15 protein-coding genes are annotated in these 15,319 nt (G+C 66.3%); 8 read left to right on the forward strand and 7 right to left on the reverse strand.

What is annotated here, in order from left to right; genetic code table 11:
* Positions 1-5: 5 nt before the first annotated feature.
* The 6 genes from ACIA75_RS22820 to ACIA75_RS22845 all read right to left on the reverse strand — a co-directional run bounded on the left by ACIA75_RS22820 (position 6) and on the right by ACIA75_RS22845 (position 6,201).
* Positions 6-308, reverse strand: coding sequence for an ARMT1-like domain-containing protein (locus ACIA75_RS22820; RefSeq protein WP_397107147.1), 303 nt, complete (start codon positions 306-308; stop codon positions 6-8).
* On the reverse strand, positions 305-1,741 hold the full coding sequence (locus tag ACIA75_RS22825; protein WP_397107149.1) for an RNA-guided endonuclease InsQ/TnpB family protein: 1,437 nt from the start codon (positions 1,739-1,741) through the stop codon (positions 305-307). Before ACIA75_RS22825 ends, ACIA75_RS22820 begins: the two co-directional genes overlap by 4 nt.
* A gap of 58 nt (positions 1,742-1,799) precedes the next feature.
* On the reverse strand, positions 1,800-2,171 hold the full coding sequence (locus tag ACIA75_RS22830) for a transposase (protein ID WP_397107152.1): 372 nt from the start codon (positions 2,169-2,171) through the stop codon (positions 1,800-1,802).
* Positions 2,172-2,837: 666 nt separating this feature from the next.
* Entirely contained in the window at positions 2,838-3,746 is a 909-nt protein-coding gene (locus ACIA75_RS22835) for a formylglycine-generating enzyme family protein (protein ID WP_397107154.1), read from the reverse strand.
* On the reverse strand, positions 3,739-4,647 hold the full coding sequence (locus ACIA75_RS22840) for an HAD family hydrolase (protein WP_397107156.1): 909 nt from the start codon (positions 4,645-4,647) through the stop codon (positions 3,739-3,741). Before ACIA75_RS22840 ends, ACIA75_RS22835 begins: the two co-directional genes overlap by 8 nt.
* 3 nt (positions 4,648-4,650) lie before the next feature.
* On the reverse strand, positions 4,651-6,201 hold the full coding sequence (locus ACIA75_RS22845; RefSeq protein WP_397107158.1) for an arylsulfatase: 1,551 nt from the start codon (positions 6,199-6,201) through the stop codon (positions 4,651-4,653).
* A 375-nt stretch (positions 6,202-6,576) separates the two neighbouring features.
* Between ACIA75_RS22845 and ACIA75_RS22850 the strand changes: the two genes are divergently transcribed.
* The 4 genes from ACIA75_RS22850 to ACIA75_RS22865 all read left to right on the forward strand — a co-directional run bounded on the left by ACIA75_RS22850 (position 6,577) and on the right by ACIA75_RS22865 (position 10,516).
* Positions 6,577-7,095 (forward strand): nuclear transport factor 2 family protein, encoded by a 519-nt coding sequence (locus tag ACIA75_RS22850; RefSeq protein ID WP_397107160.1) that lies wholly within the window; start codon positions 6,577-6,579, stop codon positions 7,093-7,095.
* An 8-nt stretch (positions 7,096-7,103) separates the two neighbouring features.
* On the forward strand, positions 7,104-7,994 hold the full coding sequence (locus ACIA75_RS22855) for a TIGR03619 family F420-dependent LLM class oxidoreductase (RefSeq protein WP_397107162.1): 891 nt from the start codon (positions 7,104-7,106) through the stop codon (positions 7,992-7,994).
* A 194-nt stretch (positions 7,995-8,188) separates the two neighbouring features.
* A complete protein-coding gene (gene eat / locus ACIA75_RS22860; protein WP_397107164.1) occupies positions 8,189-9,613 on the forward strand; it encodes an ethanolamine permease in 1,425 nt (474 codons plus the stop codon).
* Between the two features lie 78 nt (positions 9,614-9,691).
* A complete protein-coding gene (locus tag ACIA75_RS22865; protein ID WP_397107166.1) occupies positions 9,692-10,516 on the forward strand; it encodes a Mut7-C RNAse domain-containing protein in 825 nt (274 codons plus the stop codon).
* Positions 10,517-10,549: 33 nt separating this feature from the next.
* On the opposite strand, the gene ACIA75_RS22870 is transcribed toward ACIA75_RS22865, so the two are convergent.
* The gene (locus ACIA75_RS22870) at positions 10,550-11,323 is read right to left on the reverse strand and encodes an IclR family transcriptional regulator (protein WP_397107168.1); all 774 of its coding nucleotides are present in this window, start codon (positions 11,321-11,323) and stop codon (positions 10,550-10,552) included.
* 66 nt (positions 11,324-11,389) lie between these two features.
* Here ACIA75_RS22870 and ACIA75_RS22875 point away from each other — a divergent pair, with 66 nt between their 5' ends.
* Genes ACIA75_RS22875 through ACIA75_RS22890 form a run of 4 tightly spaced genes read left to right on the forward strand, consistent with a single transcriptional unit; the run spans position 11,390 to position 15,278 of the window.
* Positions 11,390-12,547, forward strand: coding sequence for a cupin domain-containing protein (locus tag ACIA75_RS22875; protein WP_397107170.1), 1,158 nt, complete (start codon positions 11,390-11,392; stop codon positions 12,545-12,547).
* The gene (locus tag ACIA75_RS22880; protein WP_397107172.1) at positions 12,544-13,374 is read left to right on the forward strand and encodes a fumarylacetoacetate hydrolase family protein; all 831 of its coding nucleotides are present in this window, start codon (positions 12,544-12,546) and stop codon (positions 13,372-13,374) included. Before ACIA75_RS22875 ends, ACIA75_RS22880 begins: the two co-directional genes overlap by 4 nt.
* Positions 13,371-13,997, forward strand: coding sequence for a maleylpyruvate isomerase family mycothiol-dependent enzyme (locus ACIA75_RS22885; RefSeq protein ID WP_397107174.1), 627 nt, complete (start codon positions 13,371-13,373; stop codon positions 13,995-13,997). Before ACIA75_RS22880 ends, ACIA75_RS22885 begins: the two co-directional genes overlap by 4 nt.
* Before the next feature lie 12 nt (positions 13,998-14,009).
* Entirely contained in the window at positions 14,010-15,278 is a 1,269-nt protein-coding gene (locus ACIA75_RS22890) for an FAD-dependent oxidoreductase (RefSeq protein ID WP_397107176.1), read from the forward strand.
* Positions 15,279-15,319: the final 41 nt, after the last annotated feature.

A 15,319-nucleotide genomic window follows, 5' to 3' on the forward strand; every position in this document is an offset into this window, starting at 1 on the left:
CGCAACTAGCGCGAGGACCGTGTCGTGCATCTGCACCACGCCGTGGGATCCGCTGGTCCGCCAATCCGGTTCCGATTCCTCGAGTCCGGCGACCATACCGGGGCGAGACCGACGGCGACATCGCATTTGAGGGTCCGCAGTGCGATCACCCGGGTGGGAAAGTATTCGGTGAGTGCGGCGAACGATGTGGTGGCGGGCCGATTGCAGTCGCCGATGAGTTGTTGGTAGTTGAGGTCTCCTTTGACAGCGTGTCTGATAACTCGTAACGGGTTATCGGACACCGCCCTTCTCGGGCGTCCTCGGTTCACACCCCGACCGGGGTGCGAGCCTCGGTTCCCGCGTCGTCCGGGCCGGTTTCACCGGCACCCGTAGGGTGCCGGTCAGTGCCTTCCCGTCGGCGGGCATTGGTGACCCGGCCCCCTGCTCGGAGGTCCGGGGATCGTGAAACGGTCTCATGATGGGTCACCGCCCAGGCGGCGAGGTTCACCGCGGCATTCAGATCCCGATCGGCGTGGTATCCGCATCCGCAGGTGAAGACCCGGTCAGCGAGGGTGAGCTGGGTGTTGACGGCACCGCAGCCAGAACAGCGTTTGCTCGAGGGGTACCAGCGGTCGGCGGTGGCGACGGTACCGTTGCGCCACTGTTGTTTGTAGCGCAGTAGCCGCGCGAAATCGGCCCACCCGGCGTCACCGATCGCCCGGGCCAGGCGAGGGTTGCGTAGCATTCCGGCCACCTGCAGGTCTTCGATGACGAGCCGGTCGTGGGTTTTGACCAGCTCGTTGGTGACCTGATGCAGGAAACGACGGCGCACAGCGGCGACTCGGTGGTGGTGGCGCGCCAGGCGCGCGGCGGCATCCTTTCGGTTGCGTGACCCTTTCGTCTTCCGGGACAGCGTTGTGGCCAGCCGCCGCTGCTGTTTCAGCCCGGCGGCCAATGGTTTGGGCGGGGTGTCGACCCGGGCGAGTTCGCCGCCGCCGGTGTCGGCGGCGACCAGGAACGCCGACAATCCCCGGTCGATCCCGACCCAGCCACTGTGGTCGCCGGTGTCGCGGGGCCGATGGTGGTGGGCGGGGTGTAGATCGGCGGCTTGGGTGGCCAGGCTGATCCACCAGCGCCCGGCCCGGGTCGAGATCGTGGCGTACAGGATCTTCGCCCGCCCACCGGCGAGCATGCGCCGCAGCCGGCGAGTATCGTCACGCACCCGCAGTGTCCCGAGCCCCGGCAGGGTCACCGACCGCGGTATCCCGTGTTCACCGACCCGGATCGCTGGGCGTCCGGTCTTGGCGTGCTTGTTCCGCAGCCGGAACGACGGGATACCGGCGTGTTTCTTCTTGAATTTCGGAAACCCGACCCGTGGGCCTTGTCGATTGCCGGTGCGGGAGTCCGACCACGCGGCCAGGGCGCGGCCGCAGTCCACCGCGGCTTCCTCGAATACCTGCTGGCATATCTGGTTGCGCCAGGCCAGCCCCGTCCCCTTGATCTCGGTGACACCGTCGGTGTCGACGGCGAAGACGCGGCCTGCAGCTTCGGTTTTCTTCCAGGCGTTGAATGCGTTGATCAGACTGAACCCTGTCCACGGCACTGGATACTCGGGGTTGGTTCGGCGGCGGGTGAGGGCGGTTTTGACCATGTGCAGGCATTGATTGAACGCGAACCGCGCCGCGCCGGTGTGGCGGGCGAGCAGCACTTTCTGCTCGACTGTGGGGTCGAGGCAGTACCGGAACGTGGTGTGGCGGCTCATCATCGGCGAGTGTGGCACACGCCACCGACACAATCAGTGCGCGTCTGGGAACTCTGGTTCACTGTCGGGTGAGGCGCCGCGACAGTGTGGCGATCATCGCGATGTAGACCATGGCCTCGTGATGGTCGGCCGGGTTCGTAGTCACGGACGCAGCGGCAGTGTTTGACGATCCATCCGTAGGTGCGTTCGACGACCCAGCGGTGGGGTATCTCACCTGGAATACCTTGCTGGTGTCGCTGCGTCTGATGATCTGAAAGGTCAGTGCGAGAATATCTTTCGCCCATACGACGAGCCGTCCGGTGTAGCCGCCGTCGGCGAAGACTAGGGTGACTGTCGAGCACGCCGACTGCAGCGCGGTCAGCAACCGGTGCGCGCCGTCACGATCCTGGATACTCGCGGCAGTCACCACGACGGCCAGCAGCCAGACCACAGGTCCACTGCGATGTGGCGTTTACGGCCGTTGGTTTTCCTGCCGGCGTCGTAGCCGCGGCTCGGCTCGGACCGGGCACGGTGTCGGCGCCGCGCACGCTCTGGGAGTCGATGATCGCTGCCATGGGCTGCGGTGCGCGGCCCACACAGGCACGGTCGCGGAGCGCGTCGTGGACGCGCTGTCAGGTCCCGACCCGGGTCCAGCGGCGGTACATGTCGTAGACGGTTTGTACGGCGGGAAATCCGCCGGTAGCTGCGCCCAGGCGATACCGCCGGGACACAGGCAGAAAACGGCGTCCAACACCTGGCGGCGGCAATACTTTCACTCCTGCCGCCACGGCCGCCCGTGTTACCCGGGGCAGGTCAATGGTTGCAGTAATGCCCATTGGGCGTCGGTCATCGACGAGGACGGATACACCCGGCACCGGTGATCGGCGGCCGGGCACGACGAACACACGGCGATGAGCGATCATGACGCACGAGCTCCTGGTACTTGGTGACTTCAGCACTCACTTCAGTACCAGGAGTTCACTCAACTCACGAGCCCTACGAATCGGTCAACCCCGAGTTCCCAGACGCGCACTTGCACCCGCGCTGAACGCCGGGTGAACCGGGCTGCCCACCGGTTCCGATCACGCACCGGAATCGGTGGGCGGCGGGTTTGTGGTCAGCGCAGCACGCAGCGGAACCCGAGGTGGCTCATACCCGTATCGACCATCTGGGGCCGGCGGGCCGCGGGCCGGTATCGCATGCAGTAGCTGTCCGCACACAGGAACGATCCGCCCTTGACGACTCGTCGCGGGATGGGGAACTGCGGCTGGGAGCGGTCGTAGGACCCCTCGGCGCAGCACGGTGTGGTGGCGCGGTCCTCGCCGTAGTAGTCGGTGGTCCACTCCCAGACGTTGCCCGCCATATCGAACAGTCCGTAGCCGTTGGCCGGGAAACTGCCTACCGGGGTGGTCTGCCCGTATCCGGTGTCCGGGAGGTACGGAAACTCGCCGTGCCAGTAGTTGGCCAGTTTCCGGCCTGCCGGTTCGGGTTCGTCGCCCCAGGTGTAGGTCGCGTGGTCGAGCCCGCCGCGGGCCGCCACCTCCCATTCGGTCTCGGTCGGCAAGGCAAGTCCCGCCCAGTCCGCGTAGGCCTCGGCGTCTTCGAACGCGATATGCACCACCGGATGGTTCTCGCGGTCGCGGAGTGACGAGCGTGGTCCGCGGGGATGGTTCCAGCACGCGCCGGGCGTCCAGACCCACCACTGACTCAGGTGCTTCAGGTCGACCGGTCCCGCGGTACGACGGAACACCATCGAACCCGGGTGCAGATTCACCGGCGGTGCGTCCGGGTAGTCGGCGGGATTCAGCGGCCGCTCGGCGACCGTGACGTAGCCGGTGGCAGCGACGAATTCGGCGAACCGGCCGTTGGTCACCTGATACTTCTGTATCCAGAAACCGTCGGTGGTGACTTCCTCGGCCGGCCCTTCCTCCGGGTATTCGTTATCGGCCCCGACCGTCGTCGTCCGGGCCGGGATCCAGACCGAATCCGCGTCCACTCCGAGCTCGGATAAGCGAGTGTCAGTCACCGAAAACCGTGGTCCAATCGTTTTTTATACCGGCCACGGTCCAGCCCGCGGCGGTCGCCAGGTCCAGTGCCTTCTCCGCGCCCCCGGTATAGTCGAATTCGCGTTCGGCGTCGTCGTGCAGTACCAGCAGTTGCATCGAGGGGTGTTCGGACGCGGCGGTGAACTCCAGCATCTCGATATCGCCGTTCGAATTACCGGCCGCGAAGATCGGCCGGCGCCCGATCCGGCTCCACAGCCGGACGGGTTTGCCGGGCCCGTCGTCGACGAACTCCATTTCGGCGGTCGTGTACACGTCGGTGTTCTTGTAGACGAGGCCCACGGTGCTGCCGACCACCCGCTCCGGGGGAATTCCGTACATCGGCCCGGAGACGGGTCGCATGAAATCTCGACCACCGCCGGAGACGATGTAGCAGGTGAATCCGTTGGCTTCCAGATACCGCAGCAAGTCGATCATCGGCACATACCCGCATGCCGTGTACGGCCGCCCGAGTGTCGGATGCCGCGCCTCGTCGAAGAACGCCGCGACCCTGGCAGCGTGCTGCTCGACCGTGATCGCCGGGTGCGCTGCCAGGATCGCGGCCATCAGCGGTGGGAGATCACTGTCGTCACCCTGATAGTGCTTGGTCACCGCGTCGCCCAGCCAGGTCAGGTCTCCGGTGTAGGCGGCCCGGTAGGGCTGTTTGTCGCGTAACGACGGGTCGGCCTCGGCCTGTTCTCTGAAGCGTCGCAGCAGGAAATCGAGCTGGATGTACATCGGTTTCTCACACCACAGCGTGCCGTCGTTGTCGAAAACGGCCACGCGCGCGTCCGGCTCGACATAATCCGGCCCCTCGGTGGTGACCCGGCCGACGAAATCTACGATCGCCGACTTCGTCCGGCCGTCGGTCCAGGTATCGAGCACGGCTCAGTCCTTGGCCAGGAACTTCTGAAGCTTCTCGACCGCGTGGTCGACATTGAAGCTGGCGGGTTCGTGCCGCGGCGGGAATTCCCGGAACGTCTCCAGGAACTGCGACGCCATCGCGGTCATATAGAGGATGAAGTAGTCGTGGCGTAACAGCCACTCGTAGTACGTATTCGAGGTGACATCGGCGAATTCGAACGGATCGGTGCGCAGATTGAAGAGCTTGGGCACACGTAGATGGACGAACGGTTCGGCCCACACCTGCAGGGTCCCCGGGCACCGCTGCTCCAGGAAGACCGCTTTCCAGTTCTCGAACCGCATGGCGACCAGATCGCCGTCGTCGGAAAAATAGAAGAAACCGCGCCGCGGGCTCGTCTCTTCCTCGCCGGTGAGGTACGGCAGCAGATTGAAACCGTCGATATGGACCTTGTACTCGGTCTTGCCGTCGGCACCGGCGACGTGCCCCTTCTTCAGTTTGCCGGCGATATCCGGTTCACCGGCCGCGGCCAGCAGCGTCGGGAGCCAATCGTGGTGCTGGATGATGTCGTTGGACACCGAGCCGGCCGCGATCTTTCCCGGCCAGCGGATCAATTCCGGGACCCGGAACGCACCCTCCCAGTTGGTGTCCTTCTCACTCCGGAACGGAGTCATACCCGCATCCGGCCAGGTATTGCGGTGCGGGCCGTTATCGGTGGAGTAGATGACGATGGTGTCCTCGGCGATACCGAGTTCGTCGAGCACATCGAGCACGGTTCCGACATTCTCGTCATGGTCGATCATGGCGTCGTGGTAGGACGACTGCCACAGCCCGGCCTGGCCGCGGCTCTCGGGCTTCACATGGGTGTAGAGGTGCATATGAGTGAAATTGCACCAGACGAAGAACGGATTTCCTTCCGCATGCTGGCGCTTGATGTAATCGACGGTGGCGTCGGCGATATCGTCGTCGATGGTCTCCATACGTTCCGCGTTCAACGGACCGGTGTCCACAATGCTCTGCTTGCCGACCGGCCCGAACCTCGGATCGTCGGGCTCGGTGGAGACCTCGCGGGTCGCCTTGCACCGGAGTACGCCGCGGGGCAGTGCGAATTCGTGCAGCCGGGGGAATCGGTCGGCGTGCGGGTAGTCGTAGCTTTCGGGTTCCTCTTCGGCGTTGAGGTGATAGAGGTTGCCGAAGAACTCGTCGAAGCCGTGCGCGGTCGGCAGGTACTTGTTCAGATCCCCGAAGTGATTCTTGCCGAATTGGCCCGTCGCGTAGCCGAGGGGTTTCAGCAATTCGGCGATGGTCGGGTCTTCGGCGGCCCAGCCGATATCGGCTCCCGGCATACCGACCTTGCTCATTCCGGTGCGGTACACGCTCTGTCCGCTGATGAATGCGGCCCGGCCCGCGGTGCAGCTCTGCTCGCCGTAGGAATCGGTGAACCGCATCCCTTCGTCGGCGATCCGATCGATATTCGGGGTGCGATAGCCCATCAGACCGTCGCTGTAGCAACTCAGGTTGGTTATTCCGATGTCATCCCCCCAGATGACGAGAATATTCGGCTTTCCATCAGGCATATCGGCATCCCTCGGTTGTCGCGACCTGCACAGCGTGGAATATCGATCGTCGACCGCCGCAGCGGTCCGGCAGCCCTCCCCCGAGATGAGCGTCGAGGGTTGATTCCGGGCGTTGGCCAGCGTACTCGGCCCGCAGCGCCTTCCAAGCCTTCGTGCCTACGCGTGTTCCAGTGGTGGACCATGCCGACCCGGCCGCCGACACTTCCCCTCCCTCTCGTCGATTACGCGATTTCGCGAAACCCCCCAGCCGTCCTGTGTGATCACATAGGTTGGAGAAGATAATTCTCTCATGAGTAGAGGGACGTTTACTGCGCAGGTCGGAAGGAGTGAACCGTCCATGGCCGTCAGGAACCGGTCCCGGCGCGGTGCCGCGACATGCGTCGGATCATCGGACGCAGTGTGTTCGTGGCGGCGCACTATTCGCAGGACGAACAGGAGAGAACCGAAGTGACGAACGTGCAGGACGCCGGTGCGCTCGCCGGTGATGCCCAGATCGCCGCGCTGCTGTATCGGTACGCTCGCGCCGTCGACACCAAGGACTGGGAGCTGTACCGCTCGGTGTTCACCGCCGACGCCTACATCGACTACTCGTCGGCCGGCGCCACTGTCGGCAGTCGCGACGAGGTCATCGACTGGTTCGCCGCGAATTTCGGTGCGCTGCCGTGGAGTATGCACTACATCACCAACATCGAAGTGCTGGCGCGCGGTCCCGAGACCGCGACCGTGCGCGCCATGTTCTACAACCCCATGCAACTCCCGGGTTCGACCGAAGTCAGTGCGTGTGGCGGTTACTACCATCACGACCTGGTGCTCACCGGCGACGGTTGGCGCAGCCGGGCACTGCGCGAGGAGAACGTCTGGTTCACCGGCCGCCCCACCGATTCTCCCGGCTGAGGACGCGTATGCAGATCTGGACCGGTACAGCGTTCATGCACACCACCGAAGCCGTTCCCGTCGCGCGCATGCTCGATGAGGCGGGCTTCGACGGAATCGTGGTCTCCGACCACATGATCTACCCCCGGCACCTGACGTCTCCGTATCCCTCGCCCACCGGTAAGCCGATGTGGACACCGGAGACCGCCTGGCCCGACTCGTGGGTACTCATCGGCGCGATGGCCGCGGTGACCCAGCGAATCCGGTTCACCAATGCCGTGTACATCGCTCCGGCTCGCCCATTGCTCGAGGTCGCCAAACAGGTCGCCACTGCGGCGGTCCTCTCGGCGGATCGGGTAGCGCTGACCGTCGGTGCGGGATGGATGCGCGAAGAGTTCGACGTGATGGGCCAAGACTTCACCAATCGAGGCAAACGACTCGACGAGATGATTCAGGCGCTGCCTGCGCTATGGCAGGGCGGTTGGGTGTCGTGGCGTGGAAAGCACTACCAGGTGCCGGAATTGATGCTGGAGCCACATCCGAGCAATCCCGTGCCGATCATGTGTGGCGGAGAGTCCGACGCGGCGCTGCGCCGGGCAGCACGGCTGTGCGACGGGTGGGTGGGTAATGCCTACACCTGGGAAGACGCAGCGCAGAAAGTCACCCAGCTCAACACCATGCGTCGCGAGTACGGCCGCGAACATGAGCCGTTCGAGATCATGCTCGCCCTGCGAGACCCGCCGACGGTCGAGACCTTCACCCGCGCCGAGGATCTCGGGGTGACCGCGGTGATGTGCAGGCCGTGGGCGACAACCGACGGAATCGCCTCCGGTGCCCACCACGGCCTTGAACTGCCCGCTGAACGCTACCGGGAACCGATCGAGCGGTTCGCCGAAAACGTCCTGGCCAAGATCCCGTAGAGCTGCGTACTCGGCACCCGCCGCCGGCAAGGCCTCCGGAGACCAGCGCAGCCGGGCTGTGAATACTCGACACCGAAACACGCCCGCAAGCGTGGTGAAATGTCGGATCATTACTCTCACGCTGTCCAGGTGTCGTGTGTTCACCCGACGGAGACGAAATCCGTACGGGCAGCATCGTTGCGGGGAGTAGTGGAATGAGTGTCACCAAGCCCGGCGAGCCCGGACCAGGGATCGACGACGAATACCTCGGTAAGCGGACCCTGCGTGCCGGAACAGCGGGCTGGGTGCTGTTGGCCGGCCTCGGCATCAGCTACGTCATCAGCGGTGACTACTCCGGCTGGAACTTCGGCCTGGCCGAGGGCGGGTTCGGCGGCTTGGCCGTTGCCACGGTCGTGATCGCGGCCATGTACGGCGCGATGGTGCTGAGTATGGCCGAGATGTCCGCCGCCCTGCCGACAGCAGGTGGCGGCTATACCTTCGCGCGCCGGGCCCTGGGCCCGTGGGGCGGGTTCGCGACCGGAACAGCCGTGCTGATCGAATACTCGATCGCGCCCGCGGCGATCGCCACGTTCATCGGCGCCTACGTCGAATCCCTCGGATTGTTCGGCATCGTCGACGGGTGGTGGGTGTATCTCGCCGTCTACGCACTGTTCGTCGGCATCCATCTGGCCGGTGTCGGTGAGGCGCTGAAGGCGATGTTCGTCATCACCGCGATCGCCCTCGTCGGTCTCGTGATCTTCGCGATCGCGAGCATCGGAAGCTTCTCCTGGTCGAACCTCACCGATATCGTCCCCGACCCGGATGCCGCGGGCGCGAGTGAGTTCCTGCCGTTCGGCTACCTCGGGATCTGGTCGGCGCTGCCCTTCGCCATCTGGTTCTTCCTCGCGGTCGAGGGAGTCCCGCTGGCCGCCGAGGAAGCACGAGATCCCGCGCGCAATGTGCCGCGCGGCATCATCGCGGCCATGACGGTCCTCCTGGTGACAGGGGCGGTGGTGCTTGTCCTCGTCCCGGGCGCGGGCGGTGCGGCGGCGATGCAGGCATCCGGTAATCCACTCGTCGAAGCGCTGGGGTCGGGCACCGCGGCGACCGTCGTGAACTACATCGGCCTGGCCGGTCTGGTCGCCAGCTTCTTCTCCATCATCTTCGCCTATTCACGGCAGCTCTTCGCGCTGTCGCGGGCAGGCTATCTGCCGCGCGGACTCTCGATCACCAACGGCCGCAAGGCTCCCGCGGCGGCGTTGATCGTGCCCGGGGTCATCGGCTTCGTGCTGTCGATCCTCGGCAACGGCGCGACACTGCTCAACATGGCCGTGTTCGGCGCGGCACTGAGTTACGTGCTCATGATGATCAGTCATATCGTGCTTCGGATCCGGGAACCGGGTATGGAACGGCCGTACCGGACACCCGGCGGCCTCGTCACCGCCGGCTTCGCGCTGGTGATCGCCGTGCTGTCGGTGATCGCGACTTTCCTGGTGGACTCCACCGCGGCCTTCGGCTGCCTGATCGTGTTCGTGCTGTTCATGCTCTATTTCGCCCTGTACAGCCGGACGCGGCTGGTCGCCGGCTCTCCCGACGAGGAGTTCGCCGCACTGGCTGCCGCGGAGGACGAACTGCGCTGATCATCGTTCACCCCCTCCGGGTAAACTTCGAGGTTGCGCAGGGTTCGAGTGGAGTCTGTACCGGCACGGAGTCCGATCATGAGCACGCACACCGACGAGATCGCGGACGGACAGGACAGCCTGCAACTACGCGTGTACGCCGAACTCAACGACTTCCTTCCCCCGCGGTCCCGGTTCGCGGAACTGCGGCGTCCGGTGCGGTCCCATCAGACCGTGAAGGATATCGTCGAAGCGGCCGGTATCCCGCATACCGAGATCGATCTCCTGCTGGTGAACGGGGAATCCGTCGACTTCGGGCACCGGCCCCGGCCGGGCGATCGGCTGGCCGTCTACCCCGTGTTCGAAAGCCTCGATATCGCCGCGCTGACCCGGGTGCGACCGCACCCCCTGCGTGAACCGCGCCTCCTCGTCGACGTGAATCTCGGCGGTGCTGCTCGGCTGCTGCGGCTGATGGGCCTCGACGTCCGCTGCGAATTCGATGCCGAGGACACACAACTCGCCGAAATCGCCGTGGATGACCATCGCATCCTGCTCACCAGAGACCGCGGGCTGCTCGCGCGCCGAATCGTCACGCACGGCCTCTTCGTGCGCGCCGACCTCCCGTTCGATCAGGTCGTGGAGGTGATCGACCGGCTCGACCTGTCCAACTGTCTGTCCCCGCTCACCCGTTGCCTCCGCTGCGGCGCGCCGCTGGCGGATGCGGCCAAGACCGAGGTGATCGACCGGCTTCCGCCCCTCACCCGGCGCCATCACCACACCTTCCGCCGATGCACCGGCTGCGGCCGGATCTATTGGGCGGGCACGCACCAGGACCGACTCGACGAACTCGTCACCCGGATCCTGTCGACGATCCGGCGGACGTCTCCACCGAACGATGCCCGGCCCCCGGATACGCCGGCGTAGCAGCCGCGGACATGTTCGCCGCGCAGGTGGGTCTCAGTCGCCGCCACGCTCCGCTTCGATCGCACCGGCGGCACGGTGGAGCGTGGCGACGAGGGTCGGTAACCGGTGCCGGTCGTAGCGGACCGAGGGCATCGAGACCGACAGTCCGGCCACTGCCGCACCGTGTGCGTCACGCACCGGAACCCCGATCGCGACCACCCCGCGCTCGGAAAGCCCGTTGTTGAGGGCGAACCCCGCACGGCGAACACGGCCGAGCTGAGCGCGCAGGCTCGGTAGATCCGGCCGTTCGTCGGGACGCTCCGCGAACCGCCGTTCATCGTAGAGTTCCGCCACCTCGGCCGAGTCGAGATCCGCGAGCAGGACCAGACCCGCGGTCGTGCGGTGTGCCGGGAACACCATTCCCTCCCGCGAACCCACCCGCAGGGCCTGCCGGCATTCCACGCTGGCAATGAATCGTGTTGTATCCCCCGTCCGAATCGTCAGGTTCGCCGACTCCCCCACGAGGTCGACTACACGCTGCAGATGGGGCAGAGCCGCGGCCCGGAGTCGCGAAGTCCTCGACTGGGAGTGTGTGGCGAGCTCCAGTACCGGACCGGGGTGATAGAGGCGCTGGTCGTCTTGGATCGCGAAATCGCGGTAGACGAGCGTTTGCAGCAATCGGTGCGCGGTCGACCGCGCCACCCCGAGCCGCTCGGCGACTCGGCTGACCGAAAGCCCACCCTCGAGCTGCAGCATCACCGCAGCTCGCAGTGCGTGGTCGGCGCTGGTCACCACATACGCCGGCGGCGTCTTCGGTTCCGTACCCATTACCCGTCCGTTCTGCTGTGCAGAATTCTGTATTCCGCAGGTGCGGCAAGGGCCACTGTAGGCGATATGAGCACCACTGACACTCCCGTCCGGTTGCAGGCGGTCACCGCGCCGAACCAGCCGGATGTGACGCCTGCCCTCGAGGAGCTGTACCGAGGTTTCGAGCAGGAACTGCTCGTCCCGCTGTGGACCGAGATCGGCGACCTCATGCCGGCGAATCCCCGCTCTCGCGCGGTACCGCACGTGTGGCGGTGGGAGAACCTGCTCCGGCTGGCCGCGCAGGCCGGCGATATCGTGCCGGTCGGCCGCGGCGGGGAACGCCGGGCGATCGCGCTGGCGAATCCCGCACTCGGCGGGCGGCCCTTCGCTACTCCCACCCTGTGGGCGGCGATCCAGTACCTGATGCCCGGTGAGGACGCTCCCGAGCACCGCCACACCCAGAACGCCTTCCGTTTCGTGGTCGAGGGATCGGGGGTGTGGACCGTGGTCGGTGGCACCGGCGATATCGCGAACGGCGACGCTGTGCCGATGCGACGCGGCGATTTCCTGCCGCAGGCCGGCTGGAACTGGCACGCGCACCACAATGCGACCGCGGAGCCGATGGCCTGGATCGACGGGTTGGACATCCCCTTCCAGTACGTCGTGGAATCGCAGTTCTTCCAGTTCGGCCGGGAGGAACTCAGCGCGGCCGAGCGGATCACGCCGGAACGGTCGAGGTCCGAAAGGCTGTGGGGGCACCCTGGTCTGCGGCCGCTCTCGGTGGGGGAGATCGCGCCGGGGTCGCCGCTGCTGGCCTACACATGGGAGCACACCGATGCCGCGCTGAACGATCAACTGCTGCTGGAGAAGGAAGGGTACGGCGGCACCGTCGAACCCGGACATGCGGCGGTGCGGTTCTCGAACCCGCACAACGGCACCGACGTTCTGCCCACGATCCGCGCGGAATTCCACCGGATCACCCGCGGCGCGGAGACCGCGCCGGTCCGCGAGACGGGGTCGTCGGTCTACCAGGTGTTCGACGGTTCCGGCACGGTGACCGTGGGCGACAAGTCCTGGTCGGTCACTCGCGGCGATCTGTTCGTCGTCCCGTCGTGGGAACCCTTCTCCGCCGGATCCGAAGCCGGGTCGACCGATTCCGATTCCGGCGCGCTCGACCTCTTCCGTTTCTCGGACGCTCCCGTGTTCGAGGCCTTGCAGCTCAACCGTCAGGAGACCCTCCGATGAAACTCGCCACCCTCCGCGTCGACGGCGGCACCCGCGCGGTCCGCCTCGACGGTGACACGCTCGTCGATCTCGGCTGCCCCGACCTCGGCGCACTGTTCGCCCAGGACGATTGGGCCACGATCGCCGCGAACGCCTCCGGTGCGACCTGGTCCGCAGCGGGCGCGAACTTCGCCCCGGTCGTGCCGAACCCGTCCAAGGTGATCTGCGTCGGGCACAACTACACGAACCACATCAAGGAGATGGGCCGCGAGCTCCCCAGCTACCCAACTCTTTTCCCGAAGTTCGCCGACAGCCTCATCGGAGCGAACGATCCGATCGTGAAGCCCGGTGAAACCGAGGCGCTCGACTGGGAGGTCGAACTGGTGGTCGTCATCGGCAAGCCGGTCCGCCGGGCGACCGAGGACGAGGCCGCCGACGCCATCGCGGGCTTCACCGTTATGAACGATGTGTCGGTGCGGGACTGGCAGTTCCGGACGATCGAGTGGACCCAGGGCAAGATCTGGGATTCCTCCACCCCGGTCGGCCCGTATGTCGTGACACCCGACGAGGTCGGCGGGGTCCGTCCGGCGCTCGAGGTCGAGACGGTCGTCGACGGTGCCGTGATGCAGCACGACGACTCCGGCACGCTGCTGTTCGATCCCGTGCGCCTCGTGCAGTATGTCTCGACGGTAATCCGTCTCAACCCCGGCGACCTGATCGCCACCGGGACCCCCGCCGGGGTCGGCCACGCCCGGGACCCCAAGGTCTACCTCGTCGGTGGCGAGACCGTCGTGACCCGGGTCGCCGGCATCGGGGCCTGCACCAACCAGGTCGTGAAAGCCTCGTGAGCGCACGGGCACACGCCGACTCGCTGACATGGGCCGAGCACGGAACGGCCCTGTTCACGACACAGGTGGCGCGGCTCGACGAGCAGACGATGTCGCAACCGTGCGCCCTGCCCGGCTGGACCCGCAAACACCTGGTCGCGCACGTCGCCGCCAACGCCGACGCGCTCGGCAACCTCGTCCACTGGGCCCGGACCGGTGAGTGCACCCCGATGTACACCTCGGCGGAGCAACGCAACGCCGATATCGAATCCGGCGCGCACCGTTCCGCCACCGAACTCACGGAGTGGCTGAACACGTCGATCCAGAAGCTGGGCGTCGCGATGGACGCCCTGACCGGCGAGCAGTGGCGCACCGACGTCGTCACCGCCCAGGGCCGGACCGTCCCGGCCACGGAGATCCCGTGGCTGCGGGCGCGCGAGGTGTGTGTCCATGCCGTCGACCTCGGCACGGGCACCACCTTCGCGGATCTCCCCGGTGATTTCCTCGCCGCGCTGATCACCGATATCCGGGGCAAGCGCGGTCTCGGCACTGTCCCCGGCGGGCCGCTACCCGAGGTAGCCGCCTACCTCGCCGGCCGTCCCCATTCTCTCGCCGAGGTCCCCGGCCTCGGCCCCTGGCTGTAGAGGAGCTGCACCGTGAGCACCCCTGACGTGGTTGTCGTCGGCGGCGGAATCGGCGGACTGAGTACCGCCTACGCACTGTCCCGGATCGGTCTGCGGGTCCGGGTTCTGGAGCGGTCCAAGGAGTTCGGTGAGGTGGGGGCGGGGATCCAGCTCGCGCCGAACTGTACCCGGATCCTGGACGACTACGGTCTGCTGGCGGCGGCGAAGACGCGAGGGGTCGTCCCCGATCGGATGGTGATGCGCGATGCGGTCGACGGCAGTGATCTCACCGCCCTCGACCTGCGCGACCTCGAACGGAAGTACGGCTTCCCGTACATGGTCATCCACCGCAGCGACCTGCACGCCCTGTTCCTGGACGCGTGCCGGGACGCCGGTGTCGAACTGCTGACCGAACAGCGGGTCACGTCGTATGCCCAGGACGGCGAGAAGGCCACCGCGACAACGGTCACCGGGGCGGTCCACGAGGCGAGGGTGGTGATCGCGGCGGACGGATTGCACTCTGTCGCCCGGAAACTCTTCGTCGACGACGAACCGGTCTCGTCCGCCTACGTCGCCTATCGCGGCACGGTGCCGATGGCGGAGGTGGACGGTCCGGTCGATCTCTCCGAGGTGGTCGTGTATGTCGGGCCGCGCTGCCATTTCGTCCACTACGGACTCCGCGGTGGTGATCTGCTCAACCAGGTCGCGGTCTTCGAATCCCCCAAAGCTCGTGCCGGACTGGATGACTGGGGCACTCCCGATGAACTCGACGCCGCGTTCACCACGACCTGTGATTTCGTGCAGGAGCGACTGCCGCATATGTGGCGCGACAAATGGTGGCGGATGTACGACCGCGATCCGATCGGCACCTGGGTCGACGGCCGGATCGCTCTGCTCGGCGACGCCGCCCATCCGCCGCTGCAGTACATGGCCCAAGGAGCGATCATGGCGATCGAGGACGGCTGGGTACTCGCCGAGCACGCGAAGCGTCTACGCGGCGATGACGGCATCGTCGATTGGGCGGGTGCGCTCGCGGCCTACGAGGCGGTCCGGCCGGAACACTGCCGGCGGGTGATCCTGACGGCCCGGACATGGGGCGAGCTGTGGCATCTCGACGGTGTGCCGCGCGAGCAGCGCAATGTGCTGCTGCGGGCGCGGGCGGTGGACGACTACTCGTTCACCGACTGGGTCTACGGCCCGACCGCGCTCTTCCCCGAGGACGAACCCGCGATGTTCGAGCCGGTCCCGCTGGCCGCGGCCGACCGGGTGGGAGCCGGCCCGGCTGGCTCGTTCACGCCGTAACCGCCGTGGCCGGTTCACCGTCGAATATCCGGGTTCGGCTG

This window comes from Nocardia sp. NPDC051750 (assembly GCF_044453135.1).
In the GTDB taxonomy this organism is placed as follows: domain Bacteria; phylum Actinomycetota; class Actinomycetes; order Mycobacteriales; family Mycobacteriaceae; genus Nocardia.

Coding starts and splice junctions, on each gene's coding strand:
- ACIA75_RS22825 (WP_397107149.1), bottom strand. CDS start 1,741: ATGAGCCGCCACACCACGTTCCGGTACTGCCTCGACCCCACAGTCGAG.
- ACIA75_RS22845 (WP_397107158.1), bottom strand. CDS start 6,201: ATGCCTGATGGAAAGCCGAATATTCTCGTCATCTGGGGGGATGACATC.
- ACIA75_RS22850 (WP_397107160.1), top strand. CDS start 6,577: ATGCGTCGGATCATCGGACGCAGTGTGTTCGTGGCGGCGCACTATTCG.
- ACIA75_RS22855 (WP_397107162.1), top strand. CDS start 7,104: ATGCAGATCTGGACCGGTACAGCGTTCATGCACACCACCGAAGCCGTT.
- eat (WP_397107164.1), top strand. CDS start 8,189: ATGAGTGTCACCAAGCCCGGCGAGCCCGGACCAGGGATCGACGACGAA.
- ACIA75_RS22865 (WP_397107166.1), top strand. CDS start 9,692: ATGAGCACGCACACCGACGAGATCGCGGACGGACAGGACAGCCTGCAA.
- ACIA75_RS22870 (WP_397107168.1), bottom strand. CDS start 11,323: ATGGGTACGGAACCGAAGACGCCGCCGGCGTATGTGGTGACCAGCGCC.
- ACIA75_RS22875 (WP_397107170.1), top strand. CDS start 11,390: ATGAGCACCACTGACACTCCCGTCCGGTTGCAGGCGGTCACCGCGCCG.
- ACIA75_RS22880 (WP_397107172.1), top strand. CDS start 12,544: ATGAAACTCGCCACCCTCCGCGTCGACGGCGGCACCCGCGCGGTCCGC.